We start from the raw sequence: 21,990 nt of genomic DNA, 5'->3' as shown, positions 1-21,990 counted from the left end.
CGCCCTAGCGGACCGTCGGCTCGTCGTCCTCCGTCACGCGCGTGCGCTTCAGCGGCGTACGCGACAGGAACAGGCCGAAGACCGGCGGCTGCGCCTGGAGCATCTCCAGCCGGCCGCCGTCCGCCTCCGCGAGGTCACGGGCGACGGCGAGACCGATGCCCGTCGAGTTGCGGCCGCTGATCGTCCGCTCGAAGATCCGCGCCCCCAGATCGGCCGGGACGCCGGGTCCCTCGTCCGTCACCTCGATGACCGCCTGGTTGCCGGTGACCCGGGTGCGCAGGGCGACCGTGCCCCCGCCGTGCATGAGCGAGTTCTCGATCAGCGCCGCCAGCACCTGGGCCACCGCGCCGGGCGTGCCCACGGCCCGCAGATGGCGCTTGCCGGAGCTGACGATGGCGCGGCCCGCGCTGCGGTACGCCGGACGCCACTCCGCGAGCTGCTGCTGGATGACCTGGTCGAGGTCGAAGGAGACCGCCGAGCCGGTACGGGGGTCCCGGGCGTTGGTCAGCAGCCGCTCCACCACGTCCGTCAGGCGCTCCACCTGCGTCAGCGCGATGGTCGCCTCCTCCTTCACGATGTCCGGGTCGTCGGTGAGGGTGATCTCCTCCAGCCGCATGGACAGCGCGGTCAGCGGCGTACGGAGCTGGTGGGAGGCGTCGGCCGCCAGGCGCCGCTCGGCGGTCAGCATCCGGCCGATGCGCTCGGCGGAGGCGTCGAGGACGTCCGCGACCCGGTCCAGCTCGGGGACGCCGTACCGCTTGTGCCGGGGGCGCGGGTCGCCCGAGCCGAGCCGCTCGGCGGTCTCCGCGAGGTCGGTGAGCGGTGAGGCGAGGCGGTTGGCCTGGCGGACCGCGAGCAGGACCGCGGCCACCACGGCCAGCAGCGCCACCGCCCCGATGATCAGCAGGGTGCGGCCGACCTCCCGGGTCACGGACGAGCGCGGCTCCTCGACCGTGACCGTCTCGCCCTCCTCGCCCTTGGCGGTGGAGCGGATCACCTCACCGGTCGGCCTGGTGCCGATCTCGATCGGCCGCTGGCCGGGCATCACGATGCGGGCGTAGCGCTCCTGGGCGACCTGACCGCGCAGTATCCCCGCGGTGACGGTCTCCTCGCCGAGCAGCCGGCTGTCCACGATGCTGGCCAGCCGCAGGGCCTCGGAGTCCACCCGTTCCTGGGCGCTGTTGCTGATCGTCCGGGTCTCGACGATCACCAGGGACACGCCGAAGACGGCGATGACGACGAGCACCACGGCGAGCGTGGACTGGATCAGTCGGCGGCGCATGACCTCTTACCTAGGACCTGGACGCGTCACCTGGCGGACGCGGCCTCAGCTCTTCTCGAAGCGGAAGCCCACGCCTCGTACCGTCGCGATGTAACGGGGGTTGGCGGCGTCGTCGCCCAGCTTCTTGCGCAGCCAGGAGATGTGCATGTCGAGGGTCTTGGTCGACGACCACCAGGTGGTGTCCCAGACCTCGCGCATCAGCTGGTCGCGGGTCACGACCCGGCCCGCGTCCCGGACCAGCACCCGCAGCAGGTCGAACTCCTTGGCGGTGAGCTGGAGTTCCTCGTCGCCCATCCACGCGCGGTGCGACTCGACGTCGATGCGCACGCCGTGGGTGGCGGGCGGCTGCTGCGGCTCGGCGGCGCCGCGCCGCAGCAGGGCGCGGACGCGGGCGAGCAGTTCGGCGAGCCGGAAGGGCTTGGTGACGTAGTCGTCGGCGCCCGCGTCGAGACCGACGACGGTGTCCACCTCGTCGGCGCGCGCGGTCAGGATGAGGATGGGCACGGCGTGGCCCTCGGCGCGCAGCCGGCGGGCCACTTCCAGGCCGTCCATGCCGGGCAGGCCCAGGTCCAGCACGACCAGGTCGACGCCGCCCTGCATTCCTGCGTCGAGCGCGGTGGGGCCGTCCTCACGCACCTCGACCTCGTACCCTTCCCGGCGCAGTGCGCGGGCCAGCGGCTCCGAGATGGACGCGTCGTCCTCGGCGAGCAGTACACGGGTCATGAGGTGATGGTAGTCCGCCCCGGACCGGCGCCGAGGTGTGATCGCCCTTGCGGTTTCTTACCGAGGGACATGCCGGACATGGTCAGGGATCGACCGCCACGCGAACTTCCCCGGACGCGCCCGCGATCTTGTTACGGATCCTGGAACAGAAGATGTCATCCTTGGATCGGCCCGTCGGCCTTCGAATGAACGTGAATGGTTCCAAGATCGCCTGTGATCCCGGTCTCAAGTCCTTCCATATCAGGCACTGTACTGACGTATGGTGAATCAACGCCTCTAGCACTGCGGGGACCTTTGGCGAGCGGTTCGAACGCTGAGGGTCCCTTTCATGTGCGGGCTGGCCTCGCCAGCCTCCAGAAGGAATGACCTGTGGCCGGGCCTCTCAGCGCATCGACGCGCGTAGAGGCGTGGATCCCGGTGGTCGCCGTCCACCGCTCCGTGATCCGGAGCGGAACCCCCTGTGGGCGTGGGGCGGACATGACAGGACCGCCGGTGCCGGCCGCCCCCCACCGGGCGCCGCGACGCTCCAGCAGCGCGCGCGTCCCGAGCAGCAAGGAACGACCAATGGCGTCCAGCCTGACGAAGGATTCGGTCCGTCCGGGCACCCCCGGCTCCGCGAAGACCTTCTTCGGCCACCCCCGCGGACTGGCCACTCTCTTCATGACCGAGATGTGGGAGCGTTTCTCCTACTACGGCATGAAGGCCCTGCTCCCGCTGTACCTGGTGGCACCGGGGGGCCTGCACATGAGCGCGGCCACCGCCACGGCCATCTACTCGGTGTACCTGTCCCTCGTGTACCTGCTCGCCCTCCCCGGCGGCTGGTTCGCGGACCGGGTCCTCGGCCCCCGCAAGACCGTCGCCGTCGCCGGCCTGGTCATCATGCTGGGACACCTCACCCTGGCCCTGCCCTCGTCCGGCACCTTCTTCGCGGGCCTCGGCCTGGTCGCGATCGGTTCCGGTCTGCTGAAGTCCAACATCTCCACGATGGTCGGCCACCTGTACAAGGGTGCGGACGACCCCCGTCGTGACGGTGGCTTCACGCTCTTCTACATCGGCATCAACCTCGGCGCGTTCGCCGCGCCGCTGGTCATCGGCACCGTCGGCGAGAACGTCAACTGGCACCTGGGCTTCGCGCTCGCCGCGCTCGGCATGGCGCTGGGTCTCGCCCAGTACCTGCTCGGCAGCCGTCACCTCGACGCCCGGTCGAGCGTCGTCCCCACCCCGCTGTCCCCCGCGGAGAAGGCGGCCACGCTGCGCAAGTCGGCCCTGTGGGCGGTCGTCGCGGCCGTCTTCTACACGGTCGTCGTCGTCTCCGGGCACTACACGCTGAACTGGCTGCTGGTCCCGATCACCATCGCCGGTCTGCTCATCCCGGTCCTGGTCATCGCCCGGATCAAGCGGGACAAGGACCTCGACCGCACCGAGCAGTCGAAGATGTCCGCGTACATCTGGTTCTTCGTCGCCGCGGCCGTGTTCTGGATGATCTACGACCAGGGCGGCTCCACGGTGTCGCTGTTCGCCGACTCCTCGGCGAAGAACACCATCTTCGGCTGGGACTTCCCGGTCTCCTGGTACCAGTCGGTCAACCCGGTCATGATCATGGCGCTGGCCCCGGTCTTCGCCTGGGCGTGGCTGGCGCTCGCCCGGCGCGGCAAGGAGCCGAGCACCGCGGTGAAGTTCGCCATGGGCCTGATCCTCGTCGGCGCGTCGTTCTTCCTGTTCCTCGCCCCGCTGGCGATCGCCGACGGCGGTCACAAGGCGGCCGCGATGTGGCTGGTGGCGATCTACTTCGTGCAGACCGTCGGTGAGCTGACCCTCTCCCCGGTGGGCCTCTCGGTCACCACGAAGATGGCGCCCGCGAAGTACGCCTCCCAGATGATGGGCGTCTGGTTCCTGGCCGTCACCGCCGGTGACGCCACGACCGGTCTGCTCTCCATCGCCGGCGTCGACCTCAACAAGACGGGCATCGTGACCTTCCAGGCCGTGCTCGCCGTGGCCGCCGGTGTCGCGGTGTGGATGTACCGCAAGAAGGTCAAGGAGCTCATGGGCGACGTCCACTGACGTCCCTCCCCTGCGGCCGACGCCCACCGGCGTCCGGCCGGGGCTGATCCGTACGAGGGCCGCCGCACCCCACCGGGGTGCGGCGGCCCTCGCGCGTGCCGGGGCGGACCCGCCGCGCTACCGCGTCCGTCGGCGCGGCATGAACGTGAACACCGCGCCGCCCAGCAGGATCGCCGTCCCGGCGACCAGGCCGAGGGCCTTCAGGGCGCCGTGGTCGCCCGCGCCCGTCTCCGCGAGGCCGCCGGTGGAGGTGCTGCCGGAGGAGGTGCTGCCGGAGCCGGTGGACCCGGAGGCGCCGCTCGCCTGCTCGGTGGTGTCCAGGGTCAGGGAGACCTCGGACGACGTCGGCGTGCAGGTCGTGGTCGTACCCAGGGCCTCGATCGTCAGGACGCCCGGGGACAGCGTCGACTCACCGCTCGCGCCCGGCTTGTAGGTGCCGGTCAGGTCGGGGATCTCGATCGGGTCGCCGGACTTGATCACGTCCGCGTTGAGCGGGCCCTCCACGTGCACCGTGCCGTGGTCGGCGCCGCCGAGCACGACCTCCATCGACGGCTTGACCGAGCCCGCCGGGATGTCCGCGGGGCTGTCCATCACCGACTGTCCGAACTTCACCGTGAGCGCGAAGTTCCCGCCGTCCTTCCTGGCGTCGATCTGCACGGCCGAGGTGGCGTTCTTGTCGCCGATGGGCGTCCTGCACGCGTACGGGACCTGCACCTGCTTGCCGGTGAACTCGGTCTGCCCGGTGCCGTCGCTCGCCGAGGCGGACGCGGAGGCCGAGGCGGACCCGGTCGGGGACGCCGTGACCGTCGGGGACCCCGAGGGCGACCCGGTCGCGCTGGACGAGGGGCTCGACGTGCCCCCGCTCCCCGCCGACACCTCGATGGTCGCCGCCTGCTGCACCGTCGACGTCGGTGTGCACCTGGTGTCCGTCGACATGGCGTTGACGGTGTAGGCGCCCGGGGTCAGCGTCACCGTCCCGGCCGTCGTGAGCTTCAGGGTGCCCTTCATGTCGGACAGCACCATGGCGGCGCCCTTGGGGATCGCCGGGTTCTCGCGCGGCCCCTGCATCGCGATGTCGGCGCTCTGCGCGCCGGCCGCCTCGAGGGTGCCGGACGGCTGCACGGAGTTCGCGGGCAGGTCGATGATGTCGGGGTTCCTCGACGCGGCCTGGACGAACTTCCACACCACGTCGACCGTGTCGCCCACCTTCGCGGTGGCCGGCGCGGTGATCTCGACCTTGGTGGTGCCGTCCACGGGGTCGAGGCCGGCGGGCGGCACGCAGTGCGTCGCGAACGACACCTCGGCGGCCTGGGCGGGCGTCGCCGCCACACCCAGCAGGAGTCCCGCCCCGCCCAGCATCAACGCGGCCCCCGCCGCCCCGGCTCTGCGTACGCCGCCGGGGCGGCCCACCGGTGTGACTCTCCTTCGCATGCTCACGTGGGTCCCTTCGTGACGGGAGTCGTAGGACTCGCCGGGTTGTCGTCGTGCGGTGCGGAGAGCCGACCGGCCGCCGGGCCCGGAGCGGAGTCCGGGACGAACCACGGCAGGGTCGAGGTCGGGGCGGGCTCGGCGGCCGTCGTGGCGCTCGCGTACGACCCGTCCCGCGCGTCCGGTGCGTCCGGCACGTCCGGCGCGTCCGTGCGGTCGCCGCGGCGCAGCCCCGCCAGCCACGGGAGACGGGCCGCCCGGCCGGGGGACCGGCCGCCGTGCGCCCGTCGCGGCCGTCGTGCCCGGTGCGGCCGTCGTGCCCGGTGCGGCCGGACGCGGTCCACCACCGCCATCCCGATCCGGAACACCGCCACCGGTACGACCACGCAGAGCAGGATCCAGAACAGGGTCACGCCCCAGGGGCGGCCGACGCCCCACGGCTGCTCGCCGAGCACCCGCCCGTCGTACGCGAGGGAGACGGTGTAGTCGCCGTGCGCGCCGGCGGAGAGCTCGACCGGCAGCCTGATCCGTGCCTTCCCGCCGGGCGCGAGGGTGCCCCGCCACTGCTGCTCGTCCCACTGCGGGGCGAACACACCGTGGGAGACGCCGACCCGGAAGACCGGGTCCGTCACGGCGTCGGAGCCGACGTTGCCGACGGTGAGGACCAGCGTGCGGGAGGGCGGGGCGCCGAACCAGGTCAGCACGCCGCTCGATCCGTCGAGCCGGATGTCGGTGAGGACGGACAGCCGTCCGCCGCCGGTCGGCGCGGGCAGCGGCCGCACCGGATGCCCGGCCACCCGCAGGACCGCGTCGGCCTGCGCCTTCGCGCCGGTCACGGTGGCCACATGCACCACGCACGGGCACGGCACCGGCGGTTCGGTCACCGGCAGCACGCGGCTGAAGCGGCCGTCGGCGTCGGTGGTGACGGCCCGTCCGTCGGCGTTCGCGCAGGAGTTGGTGCCGCCGAGCACGCCCCGCGAGGGCGCCGACCGCCCGCACACCAGCAGCATCAGCAGGGCGTGCGACCGCCAGCCGCTGCCGCTGACGGTGATCGAACCGCCGGTTCCGGCCTGCGCCTGCGACAGTTGGACGGTGGGCCCGGCGGCCGCCGCCGGTGCCGTGGGGGTCAGCAGGAGCAGTGCCGCGAACGCCACCACCAGTACCCCGATCCGCTGTCCGCCGCTCATCGCAGCCCTCCCGTCGACTCGACCCGCGCACCCGGCCGCCGCACCCCGGGGCGCGCCGTACGGGCCCCGCGCCGCCGTACGACGAGAAGTCCGGCGGCGGCCGCCCCCGCCACGCCCGCCGTCCCGCCGACCGCGCCCCAGGGCACGAACCGCGCCGACCCGCTCGCCGTGTCCCGGGCGCCGCCCGCCGCCGTCGCGGTCAGCGTCACGTCCACCGCGTCGAGGACGGGCCGGCCGGGCCAGGGTTCGCTGAGCTTCAGCCGTCGCCCCGGAGGCAGTTCGACGGGCAGGGCGCGCGGGGCGCGGTCCAGGAGCCGGCGGCCGAACACGCCGTCCGCGCGCACCGCCAGCCGCGGGGCGAGCACCGTGGTGCCACGGTTGACCAGTTCGTAGGTGATGCGGTCGGCGCGCACGGTGACGTGTTCGACGGTCAGCGCGGACAACTCGGGCCCGCCGACCCGCAGTCGCAGCGGCACCGTCGCCGTACGGCCGTCGCCGCCGCGCGCCACGATCGTGCCGGAGCGGTCGCCGGGGGCCGCGTCCGCCGGGACGGTCACCGTGAAGGGGACGTCGGCCCGGGTGCGGGCGGGGACGCGCACCTCGGCACCGGCGAAGGTCACCGGCACACCGGTCCCGCGCAGCCGTACGGTGACCGGGCGCTGTCCGCGGTTGGTCAGGGACACCGTGTCCTGCTGGACGGCGCCGGGCGCGCCCTCCACGTAGAAGGCGGGGCGGCCGCCGCCCGCGGGCGCGGCCGACCAGCCGCCGTCGGCGGGCGCGGCACCCAGCAGCAGCAGGACGGACAGGGGCAGGACACGGGCGGCGTACGACATCGGCGGCTCCATCGGGCAGGGGCGTCGCGACGGACGGTCAGTGGCGTTGCCGTGCCGTCCGGTCACGGCGTGTCAGCCACAGCACGCCCGCCGCGCCGGCCAGGAACACCGTGCCGCCGAGCGTGCCGAGGGCGACGGCCGAGTCCGCGGGCCCGGTCTGCGGAAGGGCCGTACCGGAACCGCTGTCGCTGTGTGTGCCCCCGCTCGTGCTCCCGGTCGAGCCGCCGCTCGTGCCGCCGCCCGCCGGGGTCACGTCGAGGGAGAGCGAGGGCCCGGGGTTGCCGGAGGGCGTGCACGTGGTGGTCGTGCCGAGCGCCTTGATGGTGAGCACGCCCGCCGTGAAGGTGACCTTGCCGGTCTTCTTCGGGGTGTACGTCCCGCTCAAGTCATTGATCTTTATCGGTGTGTTGGCCGGGATCGCGGCCTGGTTGGCGGCGCCCGTGACGGTGAGGGTGCCGCTGTCGGCGCCGCCCAGCCTGACGGTGGCGCTCGGGTTCATCGCGCCCTTGCCCAGTTCGACCGGGCTGGACGAGACGCCCTTCTGCCAGGACATGGTGATCCGGTAGCCGCTGCCGCTCTTGACGCCCTTGATGTCGATGGGCGAGACGGCGCTCTTGTCGCCGATGGGCGTCTTGCACTGGTAGTTGACGTTCACGACCTCGGCCCGGGCCGCCGGGGCGGTGAGCAGGACCGCCGAGCCGGCCAGGGCCGCGACGGACGCGAACGCGGCGGTTCGTTTCTGGTACGACACGGTCCCCTCGTTTCTGACGGCACATCAGATCGGCCGTCAAGGTACGCCCGGGGCCGCGAGGAGGGAAGACAAGGCGCACACCGGAGTTGCGCCGGTCCGGTGGACGCGGGGCGGGGGTCGCGCGAGCGGCCGGGGAGCCCGGAACGGGAGCCCGGCCCGAGGGTGCGACCTGAAGGTAACCGCGGGTAAGGGTCTGGGGGCGATCAGGGACGCAGGGTCGGCCGGGGCCTGAGGGGCGGTCAGGCCCCGAGGGGGGCGACTCCCCCGGGACCGGGCGCGGCGGAACGGTCCCTCACCGGCTCACGCCGGCGCGCCCAGTTCCGCCCACACGGTCTTGCCGGTCACGCCCGGCGCGCGGACGACCCCCCAGTCCAGACACAGCCGCTGCACGATGAACATGCCGTGCCCCCCGGGCCGGCCGGCGCGGTGCGGGCTGCGGGGAGCCGGCTGGCCGGCGCCGCGGTCGACGACCTCGACCCGGATGACCTTGTTGTCGCAGGAGATCCGGAGCGACTCGGGTCCCTCGGCGTGCAGGCAGGCGTTGGTGACCAGCTCGGACACGACGAGCAGCACGTCCTCGGCGGCCGCCCGGCGGTCCGCGGTGGCGGCCGGCAACCAGCCCCACGCGTACAGCGCCTGGCGCGCGAAGTCGCGGGCGAGCGGCACGACGCCGCTCTGGCCTTCCAGGCTCAGCCGGCGGACCTGACGTCCCGTCGACGACGCGACCGCGTCCTCGCGGGACATGCCGCCACCTGGCACGTCACCCTCGGACGCCCCCGAAGCGCCGATCGGCTCCGGGCCTCGGTCGCCCGGCGAGCAGGGCCGGGTGGTGCTCATCAGCGCTTCACCTCACCGATTCACCAGTTCACGATTCAAGAGTCAGTACGTAGATCGACGGCGATTCCGTCGACGCGGCGCCGACACGGTCAGGATGTCTCCTGCCCGACCGGACGGACCGAACACCCCCCTGTCGGTACGAGCCGAGGTCACCCGAAGCCCCCTCCACGAGCGGACGCACAGGTTCACCCGGGCGGCGGCCGGACCGCACCCGGACGCGAGGGCCGGGAGCGCCGACGGCCGGTCCGCGGACCGGCTCAGGCCGACTCGCCGGAGTCCCCCGCCGCACGGCCACCTCCGGTGTCCTTCGTCACATCGCCGCCGTCGGCGCCGTTCGCGCCGTCGTCGGCCAGAGCCGAATCGACCGAGTCGTGGACGGCGAAGACCGCCTCGGCCCCGGTGATCTCGAACACGCGCGCCACCACGGGCAGCATCCCCGCGAGGTGCACCCCGCCCCCGGCGGCCTCCGCCTTCAGCCGCGCGCCCAGGAGCACGTTCAACCCCGTGGAGTCGCAGAACTCCAGGCGTGAGCAGTCCACGACCAGCTTGCCGAAGCCCTTGGAGAGGCAGTCGTCGAGCGGGTCGCGCAACAGATCGGCGGTGTGGTGATCGAGCTCACCCACCGGTGTCACGACGGCGCTGGAGCCCTCTTCCCGCACCTCCACCAGAAGCCGGCCCGACTGTGCACTGCCGACCGTCCCGCGGTCCATGCCTCTCCCACTCCCGAGCTCGTGACTACTGACAGATGCTCTCGAACACTACGCCTTCTCCACACACCCCGACACCCGAACAACCGCCCACAAACGGACATTTCCCACTGAAACGGACTTGCGGTGAACTCGGTGGAACGGGTAGGGCTAGTAGAGACACGCACCCGACACGGCCGGCTTTGGAGGCGCCGCACACCGCTGTGCAGCACTGGCTTCGGCAGCCATATGCCGAGAACGATGGAGGACATCATGTCACCCCGGCTCGACGCGTCGCATACCCATCGGACGACGCCGACACCCCTTCCGGAACATCTGGATCCCATCGAGCGGAACCACCCCGCGCCCGTCCCGCAGGACGACGCGCTCGCCGGGCTTCCGGAGATCCCGCCGTACGAAGAGGTCGGCCCCGTCGACGCGCGGGCCCTGTCCAAGACGCTGTTCGAGCGACTGGAGTCACTCGAGGAAGGGACGCACGAGTATTCGTACGTCCGTAACACCCTCGTCGAACTCAACCTCGCCCTGGTCAAGTTCGCCGCCTCCCGCTTCCGCTCGCGCAGCGAGCCGATGGAGGACATCGTCCAGGTCGGCACCATCGGCCTGATCAAGGCGATCGACCGCTTCGACCTGGCCCGCGGCGTCGAGTTCCCCACCTTCGCGATGCCGACCGTCATCGGCGAGATCAAGCGCTTCTTCCGCGACACCTCCTGGTCCGTGCGCGTCCCGCGCCGGCTCCAGGAACTCCGGCTCGACCTGGCCAAGGCCGGCGACGAACTGGCCCAGCGGCTCGACCGCGCCCCGACGGTGGCGGAGCTCGCCGAGCACCTCGGCATCGACAAGGACCAGGTCGTGGAGGGCATGGCGGCGTCGAACGCGTACACCGCCGCGTCACTGGACGCGCAGCCCGAGGAGGACGACTCCGAGGGGACGCTCGCCGACCGCATCGGGTACGAGGACCACGGGATCGAGGGCATCGAGTACGTCGAGTCCCTGAAGCCGCTGATCGCCGGACTGCCGCCGCGGGACCGGCACATCCTCTCGCTGCGCTTCGTCGCCAACATGACCCAGTCGCAGATCGGCGAGGAACTCGGCATCTCCCAGATGCACGTGTCGCGCCTGCTGTCACGGACGCTGGTGCGGCTGCGGAAGGGCCTGACGGCCGAGGAGTGACGGCCGCGGTGGACAGCCGCGGCGTGCCGGTCGTCGGGTGACGGCCGGGGAGTGACGGGTGCTCGGTACTGTCCCGACTCCCCGCACCAGCAGCCACTTTGATTACCCGGAGATAACCCTTTACCCAAAGCCTCTCCTCCCTCACCATGGGCATCCCAAACTGGCTGGTACGTCAGGACGGTCGGGCGACCGCCGGGGTGCGAGGAGGGCCGGAGAACATGGCACAAGGCGGCGACGATGTCCACGCGGGGGCGCCCGACGCCCGGCTGACCGAACTGCTGCGCGCCGACACCGCGTCCGCCTATCCGGCGCTCCAGGAACTCCGGGCCCGCCACCAGCCGTCGGTCCTCGCCTACGCCCGTCTGTGCGTGACGGGCGAGGCCGCGGCACGGCAGCTGGCGGCACAGACCTTCACCGCCGCGGCCCGCGAGACGGCCCGCGGCACCGACCCCGACGTCCCGTTGCGGCACCGGCTCCTGCTGCTCACCGGCGGCTCGGCCGCGTCCTGGGCCACCGACGGGCGGGCCGCCGGCCTCGACTCCGGGCTGCTGCTGGTCCTGAACACCGCCCGGCCGGGCGGCCCCGTCCCGCCCATGCTCGCCGCGTTCCGCTCCCTGCCGTCCCGCGCGCAGGGCCTGCTCTGGTACGGCGTCGTGGACCGGGAGCCGGAGAGCCGGACCGCCGGATTCCTCGGGCTCACCGAGTGGGACGTCCGGCACGGCACCCCCCAGGCGCTGCTGGCGCTGGGTCAGGCCTGTCTGCGCGCCCGGCTGGCCGCCTCCGACGACCCGCGCTGCGGCGACTTCCGCCGGCTGATCGAGGAGTCCGCGCGGCCGGACAACCCCCGGCACAGTCCCGACCTGCACGCCCACATGGCGCACTGTCCGTACTGCACGAGCGCGTACGAGGAGCTGTCCGCCCTGCGCGACGACCCGCGCACGGCGCTGGCCGAGGGCCTGCTGCCGTGGGGCGGCACCGCGTACGCCCGGACCGCCGCGGCTGCCGCGACGCGCGCCGTCCCGCGGGTCGACGCGGGCGTCACGGATCCGTCCGCGCCCCGGACCCGGCCGCAGTCCCGCCGCATCGTCGTGGCCTCCGCGGCGCTCAGCGCGGTCCTGGTGCCGCTGCTGCTGTTCCTGAACTCGTCGGACGACTCGCGGGACCGGCAGCAGTCGGCGGGTGCGGCGACCCTCCCCTCCAGCCCCGCGGTGACGGTCACGGCGACGGCCACGTACTCCGCGCCGGCCCCGTCCGCGTCCCCGACGCGCACCTCGCCGTCGCCGAGCCACAGTTCGGCCCGCCCGAGGCCGACCACCCGCAGGCCGACGCCGACCCCGCCCCCCTCGCCCGCCGCGCGGCCGCCGGGCGCGGCCTACGCCCAGGTCGTGAACGTCTCCACGGGCCGCTGTCTGGACGTCGGCGGGGACTTCGACAACGGCACGGACGTCGTCACCGCCCCCTGTTCGGGCGCGGACACCCAGCGCTGGCGGGTCGACGCGGACCGCGGTGTCCTCCAGTCGTACGCCGACCCGGACTTCTGCCTCGACAGCCGCGGCGACGTCGACAACGGCGTCGGGGTCTGGAACTGCGACTCGGTCGACGGCCGCAACGGCCAGAACCTCACCTTCACGGTCGACGACGACGGGGTGATCCGCCCCGCGATCGCGATCGAGACCGGGGTGACCCCGCAGTCCTACGGCGACGGGGTGTCGCTGGAGCCGCTGAGCGGGGGTCCGGCCCAGCGGTGGCGGGCGGGATCCGCCTGAGCGGACTCAGCGCACCCGCGTGCCCCGCCGCCACACCCCGCTGACCAGGGGCACGCCCGGCCGGTAGGCGAGATGGACATGGCTCGGCGCGTCGAGGAGGGTCAGGTCGGCGTACGCGCCGGGGCCGACCCGGCCGACGTCGTCGCGGCGCAGGGCCGCCGCGCCGCCCGCCGTGGCCGACCAGACCGCCTCGTCCGGCGTCATCCCCATGTCCCGTACCGCGAGCGCGATGCAGAAGGGCACGGAGGACGTGAAGGACGATCCCGGGTTGCAGTCCGTCGACAGGGCGACCGTGACGCCCGCGTCCAGGAGGCGGCGGGCGTCGGGCCACTGCGCGCGGGTGGAGAACTCGGCGCCGGGCAGCAGGGTGGCGACGGTACGGCTGTGCGCGAGGGCGTCCACGTCGGCGTCGGTGAGGTGGGTGCAGTGGTCGGCGCTGGCCGCGTCGAGTTCGACCGCGAGCTGCACGCCGGGGCCGTGGGAGAGCTGGTTGGCGTGGACGCGCGGGTGCAGGCCCTTGGCCTTGCCCGCCGTGAGGATCGCGCGGGCCTGGTCGCCGTCGAAGGCGCCCTTCTCGCAGAAGACGTCGATCCAACGGGCGTACGGGGCGCAGGCGTCGAGCATCTCGCCGGTGACCAGGGCGACGTAGGCGGCCGGGTCGTCGGCGAAATCGGGCGGGACGATGTGCGCGCCCAGGTAGGTCACCTCGTCGGTGTGCCGGGCCGCGATGCGCAGCGCACGGGCCTCGTCGGCGACCGTCAGGCCGTAGCCGGACTTCGTCTCGAAGGTCGTGGTGCCCTGGCGCAGGGCCTCGTCGAGGTAGCGGGTGAGGTTGCGTTCGAGGTCCTCGTCGCCGGCCGCCCGGGTCGCCGCGACGGTCGTGCGGATGCCGCCGGCGCTGTAGGCCCGGCCGGACATGCGGGCGTTGAACTCCTCGGTGCGGTCGCCCGCGAAGACCAGGTGGGAGTGGGAGTCGACGAAGCCGGGCAGCATCGTGCGGCCGCCGGCGTCGACCCGGTTGTCGGTGGCGGGTGCTTCGCTCGATTCACCGGTCCACACGACACGGTCGCCCTCGATGACGACGGCCGCGTCCCGGACCAGACCGAGCGGCGAGCCGTCGCCCTGGGAGGGATCGTTGGTGACCAGAGTGGCGATGTCGGTGACGACGGTGCTGACCGTGCTGCTGCTCATGGCGTCCTCGTGGGGGGCGGCGGGGCTGGATGCGGGTCGGGGGGCGGGCGCCTGGCGGCCCGTCAGGCGTGCAGGGCCGCGACGGCGGCCGCCAGTTCGCGCGGCACGTCGGGGACGAGCGTGTGCGCCCCGTCCCGTACGACCTGGCGTCCACCGACGACCGTGTGGCGTACGTCCGCGGCGGTCGCCGCGAATACGGCCGTCTCGGCGCCGAGCCTGGGCACCGGTCCCGCTGTCCTGACCGAGTCGAGCGCGACCGTCGTGAAGTCGGCGAGGGCGCCCGGCCGGAGGACGCCCGCGTCGGTCCAGCCCAGTGCGGTGTGGCCGTCGGCGGAGGCGGCGCGCAGCAGTGCGGCGGCCGTCCAGTGGCCGCGGGTGCGGGTGCGCAGCCGCTCGTTCAGCTCCATCGCGCGCGCCTCTTCGAGCAGGTCGATGACGGCGTGGCTGTCGGAGCCGAGGGAGAGCGGGGAGCCGGCCCGCTGGAGGGCGACCGCGGGGCCGATGCCGTCGGCCAGGTCGCGTTCGGTGGTGGGGCACATGCAGGTGCCGGTGCCCGAGTCGCCGAGCAGCGCGATGTCGGTGTCGGTGAGGTGGGTGTTGTGCACGCCGGTGGTGTGCGGGCCGAGCACGCCGTGGTCGGCGAGCAGCTGCGTCGGGGTGCGGCCGTGGGCGGCCCGGCAGGCGTCGTTCTCGGCGGTCTGCTCGGACAGGTGCACGTGCAGCGGGGCACGCCGCTCCTGGGCCCACCGCGCCACGGTGGCCAGCTGGTCCGCGGGCACGGCCCGGACGGAGTGGATCGCGGCCCCGATCCGTACGTGATCCCGTTCCTTGAGAGCCGAACAGCGTTCGGCCCAGGCGGCCGCGCTGCCGTCGGAGAAGCGCAGCTGGTGGTGGCTGGGCGGCTCGCCGAAGCCGGCCGAGAGGTAGGCGGTGTCGAGGAGGGTGATGCGCACGCCGGCTTCGGCGGCGGCCGCGATCAGGGCCTCCCCCATCGCGTTGGGGTCGGCGTAGGGGGTGCCGCCCGGGGCGTGGTGCACGTAGTGGAACTCGCCGACCGCGGTGATGCCCGCCAGTGCCATCTCGGCGTACACGGCGCGGGCGAGCGCGTGGTAGGTCTCCGGGGTCAGCCGGTCGGCGACGGAGTACATCACCTCGCGCCAGGTCCAGAAGGTGCCGGACCCCACCTGGACGGTGCCGCGCAGGGCGCGGTGGAAGGCGTGGCTGTGGGCGTTGGCGAGGCCGGGGAGGGTGAGGCCGCGCAGGATCTCGGCGCCGGGCGGCGGGGTGGCGACGCCGGTGCGGACGGCCGTGATCCGGCCGTCGGACACCTCCAGGGCCACGCCCGGCTCGACATGGGTGTCGAGCCAGGCGTGCTCCAGCCAGTACGTCCGTGTGTGGGTCTGCGGGTGGTTCCGGTTCACCTGCGGGCCAGCCCTTCCAGTACGTCGGCGAGCGCGCTCACCCCGGCCGTGCAGTCGTCCTCGGCCGCGGACTCGGACGGGGAGTGCGAGACGCCCGTGGGGTTGCGCACGAACAGCATGGCGGTCGGGACGCTGCCGGAGAGGATGCCGGCGTCGTGTCCCGCTCCGGTGCCGAGGACGGGCACCTTCAGATCGGTGTCGGTGCCCAGGATGCGGGCGAGTTCGTCGCGCAGGGCGTGGTCGAACTCGACGACCGGCGTGAACGACTCGCGGACGATGTCCAGGTCGACGCCGTGGCTCTCGGCGTGGGCGCGGGCCGCCTTCTCGATGCCGGCGAGCACGGTGTCGAGGGCCTCCTGCCCGGCGGCCCGCGAGTCGAGCCAGCCGCGCACCAGGGAGGGGATGGCGTTGACACCGTTCGGCTCGACGGAGATCTTGCCGAAGGTGGCGACGGCTCCGGCGAGTTCGGCCTCGCGGCGGGCGGCGAGGACGGTCTCGGCGTACGGCAGCATGGGGTCGCGCCGGTCGGCCGGCCGGGTGGTGCCGGCGTGGTTGGCCTCGCCGCGGAAGTCGAACCGCCAGCGTCCGTGCGGCCAGATGGCGCTGGCGATGCCGACCCGGTCGCCGGACAGGTCCAGCGCCCGCCCCTGCTCGATGTGCAGCTCGACGAAGGCGCCGATCCGGGCGAGCCGTTCGGGGTCGGGGCCGATGGTCTCGGGGTCGTGCCCCGCGGCCTCCATCGCCTGCGGCAGGGTGATGCCGTCGCCGTCGGTGAGGCGGTGCGCCTGCTCGACGGTGAGCGCTCCTGCGGTGAGCCGGGAGCCGACGCAGGCCAGCCCGAACCGGGCGCCCTCCTCGTCACCGAAGTTGACGACGGCCAGCGGCCGGTCGAGCCGTGCGCCGCGGGCGCGCAGCTCGTCCAGGGCCGCGAAGGAGGACACCACGCCCAGCGGCCCGTCGAAGGCACCGCCGTCGGGCACGGAGTCGAGGTGCGACCCGGTGACCACCGCGTCCCCCTGGGCGGGGTCGCCGAGCCAGGCCCACTGGTTGCCGTTGCGGTCGAGTTCGTAGGTCAGCCCGCGGGAGCGGGCCTGCTCCTCGAACCAGGCCCGGCACTCGGCGTCGGCGGCGGTCCAGGCGAAGCGGCGGTAGCCGCCGGAGGCGGAGCTGCGGCCGATCGGCAGCAGCTCCGCCCACATGCTGTGGAACGTCACGCGGAGGCCTCTTCCTGGCCTTCGCGCATCGGCACCCGGACCCCGCGCTCGTCCGCGACGGACTCGGCGATGTCGTACCCGGCGTCGACGTGCCGGATGACGCCCATGCCCGGGTCGTTGGTGAGCACCCGGCGGATCTTCTCGCCCGCCAGCTTGGTGCCGTCGGCGACGGAGACCTGGCCGGCGTGGATGGAGCGGCCCATGCCGACACCGCCGCCGTGGTGGAGGGAGACCCAGGACGCGCCGGAGGCGACGTTCACCATGGCGTTCAGCAGCGGCCAGTCGGCGATCGCGTCGGAGCCGTCGAGCATGGCCTCGGTCTCGCGGTACGGGGAGGCGACGGAACCGCAGTCGAGATGGTCGCGGCCGATGGCGAGGGGGGCGGCGAGCTCGCCGGAGGCCACCATGTCGTTGAAGCGCTCGCCGGCCTTGTCGCGCTCGCCGTAGCCGAGCCAGCAGATGCGGGCGGGCAGGCCCTGGAAGTGGACGCGCTCGCCGGCCATCTTGATCCAGCGGTGCAGCGACTCGTTCTCCGGGAAGAGGTCGAGGATCGCCTTGTCCGTCTTGTGGATGTCCGAGGCCTCGCCGGACAGGGCCGCCCAGCGGAAGGGGCCCTTGCCCTCGCAGAAGAGGGGGCGGATGTAGGCGGGGACGAAGCCGGGGAAGGCGAACGCCCGCTCGTACCCGGCGAGCTGGGCCTCGCCGCGGATGGAGTTGCCGTAGTCGAAGACCTCGGCACCGGCGTCCATGAAGCCGACCATCGCCTCCACGTGCCGGGCCATGGACTCGCGGGCGCGGGTGGTGAAGCCCGCCGGGTCCTTGGCGGCCGCGTCGGCCATGTCGTCGAAGTCGACGCCGACCGGGAGGTAGGCCAGCGGGTCGTGGGCCGAGGTCTGGTCGGTCACGATGTCGACGGGTGCGCCCTCGGCGAGCATCCGCGGCAACAGCTCCGCCGCGTTGCCGAGCAGGCCGATGGAAAGCGGCCTGCGCTGGTCACGGGCCTCGACGGCGAGCTGGAGGGCGTGCTCCAGGGAGTCGGCGCGTACGTCCAGGTAGCGGTGCTCGATGCGGCGCTCGATGGCGCGCGGGTCGCAGTCGATGCAGATGGCGACGCCGTCGTTCATCGTCACGGCGAGGGGCTGGGCGCCGCCCATGCCGCCGAGGCCGGCGGTGAGGGTGATCGTGCCCGCGAGGGTGCCGCCGAACTTCTTCGCGGCGACCGCGGCGAAGGTCTCGTAGGTGCCCTGGAGGATGCCCTGGGTGCCGATGTAGATCCAGGAGCCGGCCGTCATCTGGCCGTACATGGTCAGGCCGAGCTGCTCCAGGCGGCGGAACTCCTCCCAGTTGGCCCAGTCGCCGACCAGGTTGGAGTTGGCGATGAGGACGCGCGGGGCCCACTCGTGGGTCTGCATGACGCCGACCGGGCGGCCGGACTGGACCAGCATGGTCTCGTCCTGCTTCAGCGTCCGCAGGGTGCGGACCATGGCGTCGAAGGAGCGCCAGTCACGGGCGGCCTTGCCGGTGCCGCCGTAGACGACGAGCTTGTCGGGGTGCTCGGCCACCTCCGGGTCGAGGTTGTTCTGGAGCATCCGCAGGGCGGCTTCCTGCTGCCATCCCAGGGCGCTCAGTTCCGTACCACGCGGGGCTCGTACCGGGCGGGGTCCTGACATGGTCTGCCTCCTGGCGGATTGTTGCCGTCGTTATTCACATCCTGACTATCTGAATAGAACTAGTCAACACATGGGGCCGTCGACGCGGGCGGGTCGCGGGTGTTTGGCTGAATGCATGGCATCCGAGTCGCGGGCCGACCCGACGGGGGACGCAGTGGACGACGACGGCAGCGGGGACGACCGGGTCGCACGGCGCGACGACGCGGTGCGGGCCGCGGTGGAACAGGGACTGCTCGGCCCCGGTACCCCGGTCGTCGCCCTGCTCGACGTCACCGGCGTCAGGGAGTCGGCGGCGGCGCTGCGGGCCGCGTTCGACGCCGTGGTGGCGCCCGGCACACCCGTGCTGCACGCCTTCGCGGTGAAGGCGACCCCGCTGGTGCCGGTGCTGCGGCTGCTGCGCGGGGAGGGCGTCGGCGCGGAGGTGGCCAGCCCCGGCGAGCTGGCGCTGGCGCGGGCGGCCGGGATGCCGCCCGCCCGCACCGTGCTCGACTCACCCGCGAAGACCCCCGCCGAACTGCGCGAGGCACTGGCGCTCGGCATCGCCGTCAACGCCGACAACCCGCAGGAACTGGAGCGCCTCGACGCCCTCGTGCGGTCGGCCGGCAGCCGCTCCCCGCTCGGCGTCCGGGTGAACCCGCAGCTCGGCGCGGGCTCCATCGAGGCGCTGTCCACGGCCACGGCCACCTCGAAGTTCGGGGTGGCGCTGCGCGACGAGGGGGCGCGCGAGTGGGTCGTGCGGGCCTTCATGGACCGGCCGTGGCTGAGCCGGCTGCACACGCACACCGGGTCGCAGGGCATCCCGCTGTCGCTGATGGCGCGCGGTGTGGCGGAGGTCCACTCGCTCGCCGAGGAGATCAACCGGCGGATCGGGCGGCCGCAGATCGACACGATCGACATCGGCGGCGGACTGCCGGTGAACTTCGGCTCGGACGCGACGGCCCCGACGTACGCGCAGTACGCGCGGCTGCTGCGCGAGGCGGTGCCGGGGCTGTTCGACGGGCGGTACGGACTGGTCACCGAGTTCGGGCGGTCGCTGCTGGCCAAGCACGGGACGGTGGTGGCGCGGGTGGAGTACACCAAGAGCGCCGGGGGGCGCCGGGTGGCGGTCACCCATGCGGGCGTGCAGGTGGCGACCCGGACGGTGTACGCGCCGGAGTCCTGGCCGCTGCGGATCGCCGGGTACGACGCGAAGGGACGGCCCAAGCAGGGTCCCGCGGTCGTGCAGGACGTGGCCGGACCGGCCTGCTTCGCGGGCGACCTGCTGGCCCGTGGCCAGGTGCTGCCACGGCTGGAGCAGGGGGACCACGCGGCGGCGCTGGACACGGGCGCGTACTGCTTCGCGCACCACTACGCCTACAACTCGCTCGCCCGGCCGGGCATCTACGGCTTCGCCGCGGACGACGGCGGCCGGACGGTCTTCGCGACGGTGCGCGAGCCGCAGACGGTCGAGGAGATCGTCGCCGAGTCGGGAGGGGCGCACGTGTCGGCGCTCACCACCCTGCACGCCTCCGGACGCGCTCGCCCGCACGGGTGAACTCCGGCTGACCCCGCCACCCGTACGGGTGGCCGGAGAGCCGGGACGGGCGCGGGTGCGGACCGGGCGAGGGCGCCCGGCGACGGCGTACGGACGGATACGCAGGTGAGCATGCAGGTCATCCCGTAGGAAAACCTGCACAGCCGACCCACCCTAGCCACCCTCAGCATGTTCCACCGGGAAATGCCATATCCCCACCAGTCGCCCACGACGGTGCGTAGTTTCATGGTCACTCAGCCGGACCCCAAGGTGGGAGGGGAGCTACGGTGCCCGGAATCGACGAGTGCCTACTGGAAGCGATGCGGCTGCCCGGCGCCCGGGGCGCGGCACTGGTCGACTGGACCAGCGGGCTGGCCCTGGGTGTCGTCGGGGAGTCACCGGGCGGCGACCACGAGGCGGCCGCCGTCGAGGCCGCGGAGCTGGCCCGGCTGGCCGCCGAGCACCGGGCGTTCGCGCCCGGCGACGGCGGCGCCGGGGCACCGGGCGGCGCCACGGCGCTGCCGGTCGAGGATCTGATCCTCAGCAACCGCGACAGCTACCACCTGCTGCGGTTCGTGCCCACACCGTTCGACAGCAGCGTGTTCCTGCACGTGTGGCTGGCCCGCGCGGAGGGCAACCTCGCGCTGGCCCGCATCCGGCTGGGCGAGATGGCCGGACGGCTGGTGCTCGGATGACCGTGATCGGCACCACTCCGCCGCCCCGGCTGCCGGTGCGGGACCGGTCCGCGGCGCACGAGGGGGCGGGCGGCCTCTCCCCGATGCTCACCCGGCTCGCCGCAGAGCGGGCCACCGGCGTCCTCGTCCGCGAGCACGGCACGCTCCACCTCGCCGAGGGCGAGGTGGTGCACGCCGAGAGCCCGCACGCACCCGGCTTCGACGTGCTCCTGACCACCCACGGCACGCTCGACGCCACGACCTGGCAGGAGGCACTGGCCCAGACCGGCAGCAAACCCGGCGCCGTCCGGCTGGTGGTCGACCGCGGCCGGCTCACCGCGGGCGCGCTGGAACTGTGCCACCTGGGGGCGCTGTTCGACGCCGCCTACTTCGCCCTCGCGCCGAGCAGCACCCCGGGCCGCTTCCGTTACGGCGGCGGACACCAGCCCGGGGCCGTGCGCCCGGTCACCGTGGACGTCGTGGAGCGCGAGACGCTCCGCAGGCGCGAGCTGCTGCGGCGCGTGTGGCCGGATCCGCTGGCCGACAGCGCACCGCTGGTCCGGGTCGCCCCGGCGGCGGCGCCCGCGGTCACCGCCCGCCAGACGGCCGTGCTCACCCTGGTGAACGGTGTGCGCACCGCGACCGACATCGCTCGGGAGCTGGGCAGACAGGCGTTCCACACGCTGGTGGACGTACGGCGGCTGGCGGCGGCCGGGCTGGTGACGCCCCAGCCGCCGCCCGTCCGGGTGCCCCCGCCCGTCCCCTCGGTCCTTTCCGTGTCCGATCCCGACATCACGCTGCTGAAGAGGCTCAGGGATGCGCTGGAGGCCCTTTGAGCGGCAGAGCCCGCGACAGCGACCCCGTGCCGAAAGGAGAGAGCTGATGGCGGCCGAGCCCGACATACGCGAGGAGCTGTGCCGGCTGAGGGCCCGGGTGCCCCAGCTGACCGGCGCCCTCGTGGCGAGCGCGGACGGTCACGTCCTCGCCCAGGACACCCCCGGCGTGGCGCCGGAGACGGTGGCCGCGCTCACCGCCACGGCACTCGGCGTCGTGGCGCGACTGTCGGACGCGACCGGCCAGGGCGAGTTCCGTGAGCTGCTCGTGCGTGGGGTGTACGGCTATGTCGCCGCGTACCCGGCGGGCCGCGGCGCCGTGCTGACGCTGCTCGCCCAGGACCGTGTCAACGTCGGCCGGCTGCATCTGGAGGGCCGCCGGTCGGGGGTCCGGATCGGCGAGCTCGTCGACGCGGAGACGGCGGCCACCGCCGTGCCCCGGACCGCGCCCGCCCTGCCGCCCGCCGCCTCGGGCCCCGCCGCTCCCCCGCCCCCCGACAGGCCTCCGGCGGTGGGGCCCGTCGGACCGCCGACCGGCCCCACCGGCCCCACCGGCCCCACCGGACCTCCGGCCGAACCGTCGGCCGGTGCTCCGGCCGAACCACGGCCCGAGCCGGCACCCAGGACACCGGCCAAGACGCCGGCCAAGTCCGCCGCCCGGACCAGAACCCCTCGCGCGCCACGCACCACCAGCAACGCGCGTACCACCACCGAAAGTTGAGAGAACGA

General features: G+C 73.5%; 19 protein-coding genes. 7 read left to right on the top strand and 12 right to left on the bottom strand.

Going from position 1 to position 21,990, the window contains the following annotated elements:
* Window positions 1-4 precede the first annotated feature (4 nt).
* Window positions 5-1,282, bottom strand: a complete 1,278-nt coding sequence (locus ACZ60B_RS27060; RefSeq protein ID WP_469391259.1) for an ATP-binding protein — start codon at window positions 1,280-1,282, stop codon at window positions 5-7.
* A gap of 45 nt (window positions 1,283-1,327) precedes the next feature.
* Window positions 1,328-2,005, bottom strand: coding sequence for a response regulator transcription factor (locus tag ACZ60B_RS27055; protein ID WP_064533465.1), 678 nt, complete (start codon window positions 2,003-2,005; stop codon window positions 1,328-1,330).
* 564 nt (window positions 2,006-2,569) lie between these two features.
* Between ACZ60B_RS27055 and ACZ60B_RS27050 the strand changes: the two genes are divergently transcribed.
* Window positions 2,570-4,066 carry an oligopeptide:H+ symporter gene (locus ACZ60B_RS27050; protein WP_469391256.1) on the top strand — a complete coding sequence of 499 codons (1,497 nt, stop codon included), beginning with the start codon at window positions 2,570-2,572 and terminating at the stop codon, window positions 4,064-4,066.
* 117 nt (window positions 4,067-4,183) lie between these two features.
* Here the strand turns inward: ACZ60B_RS27050 and ACZ60B_RS27045 are convergent, their stop codons facing one another.
* From ACZ60B_RS27045 to ACZ60B_RS27020, 6 genes are all read right to left on the bottom strand, one after another.
* Window positions 4,184-5,425, bottom strand: coding sequence for a hypothetical protein (locus ACZ60B_RS27045; protein ID WP_469391283.1), 1,242 nt, complete (start codon window positions 5,423-5,425; stop codon window positions 4,184-4,186).
* Window positions 5,426-5,499: 74 nt separating this feature from the next.
* The gene (locus ACZ60B_RS27040; protein ID WP_469391254.1) at window positions 5,500-6,681 is read right to left on the bottom strand and encodes a hypothetical protein; all 1,182 of its coding nucleotides are present in this window, start codon (window positions 6,679-6,681) and stop codon (window positions 5,500-5,502) included.
* Entirely contained in the window at window positions 6,678-7,514 is an 837-nt protein-coding gene (locus ACZ60B_RS27035) for a COG1470 family protein (RefSeq protein ID WP_469391252.1), read from the bottom strand. The genes ACZ60B_RS27040 and ACZ60B_RS27035 overlap by 4 nt, the downstream gene beginning before the upstream one ends.
* Window positions 7,515-7,551: 37 nt before the next feature.
* Entirely contained in the window at window positions 7,552-8,265 is a 714-nt protein-coding gene (locus ACZ60B_RS27030) for an LPXTG cell wall anchor domain-containing protein (protein ID WP_469391250.1), read from the bottom strand.
* Window positions 8,266-8,565: 300 nt separating this feature from the next.
* Complete coding sequence (locus ACZ60B_RS27025; RefSeq protein ID WP_469391248.1) at window positions 8,566-9,102, bottom strand: ATP-binding protein; 537 nt, start codon at window positions 9,100-9,102, stop codon at window positions 8,566-8,568.
* 257 nt (window positions 9,103-9,359) lie between these two features.
* Window positions 9,360-9,812: an STAS domain-containing protein gene (locus ACZ60B_RS27020; protein WP_469391246.1), complete on the bottom strand. Its 453-nt coding sequence runs from the start codon at window positions 9,810-9,812 to the stop codon at window positions 9,360-9,362.
* 249 nt (window positions 9,813-10,061) lie between these two features.
* On the opposite strand from ACZ60B_RS27020, the gene ACZ60B_RS27015 reads away from it, so the two are divergent.
* Complete coding sequence (locus ACZ60B_RS27015; protein ID WP_469391244.1) at window positions 10,062-10,979, top strand: RNA polymerase sigma factor SigF; 918 nt, start codon at window positions 10,062-10,064, stop codon at window positions 10,977-10,979.
* Window positions 10,980-11,197: 218 nt separating this feature from the next.
* Window positions 11,198-12,745, top strand: coding sequence for an RICIN domain-containing protein (locus ACZ60B_RS27010; protein WP_469391242.1), 1,548 nt, complete (start codon window positions 11,198-11,200; stop codon window positions 12,743-12,745).
* A gap of 6 nt (window positions 12,746-12,751) precedes the next feature.
* Here ACZ60B_RS27010 and hutI read toward each other — a convergent pair whose 3' ends face one another.
* The 4 genes from hutI to hutU form a co-directional block, all read right to left on the bottom strand.
* Window positions 12,752-13,936 (bottom strand): imidazolonepropionase, encoded by a 1,185-nt coding sequence (hutI, locus tag ACZ60B_RS27005; RefSeq protein WP_469391240.1) that lies wholly within the window; start codon window positions 13,934-13,936, stop codon window positions 12,752-12,754.
* Window positions 13,937-13,998: 62 nt separating this feature from the next.
* Entirely contained in the window at window positions 13,999-15,357 is a 1,359-nt protein-coding gene (locus ACZ60B_RS27000) for a formimidoylglutamate deiminase (RefSeq protein WP_469391238.1), read from the bottom strand.
* A complete protein-coding gene (locus tag ACZ60B_RS26995) occupies window positions 15,354-16,571 on the bottom strand; it encodes an allantoate amidohydrolase (protein ID WP_469391236.1) in 1,218 nt (405 codons plus the stop codon). The genes ACZ60B_RS27000 and ACZ60B_RS26995 overlap by 4 nt, the downstream gene beginning before the upstream one ends.
* Window positions 16,568-18,241: a urocanate hydratase gene (hutU, locus tag ACZ60B_RS26990; RefSeq protein WP_469391234.1), complete on the bottom strand. Its 1,674-nt coding sequence runs from the start codon at window positions 18,239-18,241 to the stop codon at window positions 16,568-16,570. Before hutU ends, ACZ60B_RS26995 begins: the two co-directional genes overlap by 4 nt.
* Window positions 18,242-18,356: 115 nt before the next feature.
* On the opposite strand from hutU, the gene ACZ60B_RS26985 reads away from it, so the two are divergent.
* From ACZ60B_RS26985 to ACZ60B_RS26970, 4 genes are all read left to right on the top strand, one after another.
* Window positions 18,357-19,775 carry a type III PLP-dependent enzyme domain-containing protein gene (locus ACZ60B_RS26985; RefSeq protein ID WP_469391232.1) on the top strand — a complete coding sequence of 473 codons (1,419 nt, stop codon included), beginning with the start codon at window positions 18,357-18,359 and terminating at the stop codon, window positions 19,773-19,775.
* Window positions 19,776-20,041: 266 nt separating this feature from the next.
* Window positions 20,042-20,449, top strand: coding sequence for a hypothetical protein (locus ACZ60B_RS26980; RefSeq protein ID WP_450663255.1), 408 nt, complete (start codon window positions 20,042-20,044; stop codon window positions 20,447-20,449).
* The gene (locus ACZ60B_RS26975) at window positions 20,446-21,264 is read left to right on the top strand and encodes a transcriptional regulator (protein WP_469391229.1); all 819 of its coding nucleotides are present in this window, start codon (window positions 20,446-20,448) and stop codon (window positions 21,262-21,264) included. The genes ACZ60B_RS26980 and ACZ60B_RS26975 overlap by 4 nt, the downstream gene beginning before the upstream one ends.
* A gap of 46 nt (window positions 21,265-21,310) precedes the next feature.
* The gene (locus ACZ60B_RS26970; RefSeq protein WP_469391227.1) at window positions 21,311-21,982 is read left to right on the top strand and encodes a roadblock/LC7 domain-containing protein; all 672 of its coding nucleotides are present in this window, start codon (window positions 21,311-21,313) and stop codon (window positions 21,980-21,982) included.
* The last annotated feature ends 8 nt before the right edge of the window (window positions 21,983-21,990 follow it).

Source organism: Streptomyces sp. NPDC104096, assembly GCF_055584385.1.
The sequence above is the reverse complement of the archived record's forward strand: the minus strand, read 5'-3'. Positions and strand labels throughout refer to the sequence as shown.

Coding starts and splice junctions, on each gene's coding strand:
- ACZ60B_RS27060 (WP_469391259.1), bottom strand. CDS start 1,282: ATGCGCCGCCGACTGATCCAGTCCACGCTCGCCGTGGTGCTCGTCGTC.
- ACZ60B_RS27055 (WP_064533465.1), bottom strand. CDS start 2,005: ATGACCCGTGTACTGCTCGCCGAGGACGACGCGTCCATCTCGGAGCCG.
- ACZ60B_RS27050 (WP_469391256.1), top strand. CDS start 2,570: ATGGCGTCCAGCCTGACGAAGGATTCGGTCCGTCCGGGCACCCCCGGC.
- ACZ60B_RS27045 (WP_469391283.1), bottom strand. CDS start 5,425: ATGCTGGGCGGGGCGGGACTCCTGCTGGGTGTGGCGGCGACGCCCGCC.
- ACZ60B_RS27040 (WP_469391254.1), bottom strand. CDS start 6,681: ATGAGCGGCGGACAGCGGATCGGGGTACTGGTGGTGGCGTTCGCGGCA.
- ACZ60B_RS27035 (WP_469391252.1), bottom strand. CDS start 7,514: ATGTCGTACGCCGCCCGTGTCCTGCCCCTGTCCGTCCTGCTGCTGCTG.
- ACZ60B_RS27025 (WP_469391248.1), bottom strand. CDS start 9,102: ATGAGCACCACCCGGCCCTGCTCGCCGGGCGACCGAGGCCCGGAGCCG.
- ACZ60B_RS27020 (WP_469391246.1), bottom strand. CDS start 9,812: ATGGACCGCGGGACGGTCGGCAGTGCACAGTCGGGCCGGCTTCTGGTG.
- ACZ60B_RS27015 (WP_469391244.1), top strand. CDS start 10,062: ATGTCACCCCGGCTCGACGCGTCGCATACCCATCGGACGACGCCGACA.
- ACZ60B_RS27010 (WP_469391242.1), top strand. CDS start 11,198: ATGGCACAAGGCGGCGACGATGTCCACGCGGGGGCGCCCGACGCCCGG.
- hutI (WP_469391240.1), bottom strand. CDS start 13,936: ATGAGCAGCAGCACGGTCAGCACCGTCGTCACCGACATCGCCACTCTG.
- hutU (WP_469391234.1), bottom strand. CDS start 18,241: ATGTCAGGACCCCGCCCGGTACGAGCCCCGCGTGGTACGGAACTGAGC.
- ACZ60B_RS26985 (WP_469391232.1), top strand. CDS start 18,357: ATGGCATCCGAGTCGCGGGCCGACCCGACGGGGGACGCAGTGGACGAC.
- ACZ60B_RS26975 (WP_469391229.1), top strand. CDS start 20,446: ATGACCGTGATCGGCACCACTCCGCCGCCCCGGCTGCCGGTGCGGGAC.
- ACZ60B_RS26970 (WP_469391227.1), top strand. CDS start 21,311: ATGGCGGCCGAGCCCGACATACGCGAGGAGCTGTGCCGGCTGAGGGCC.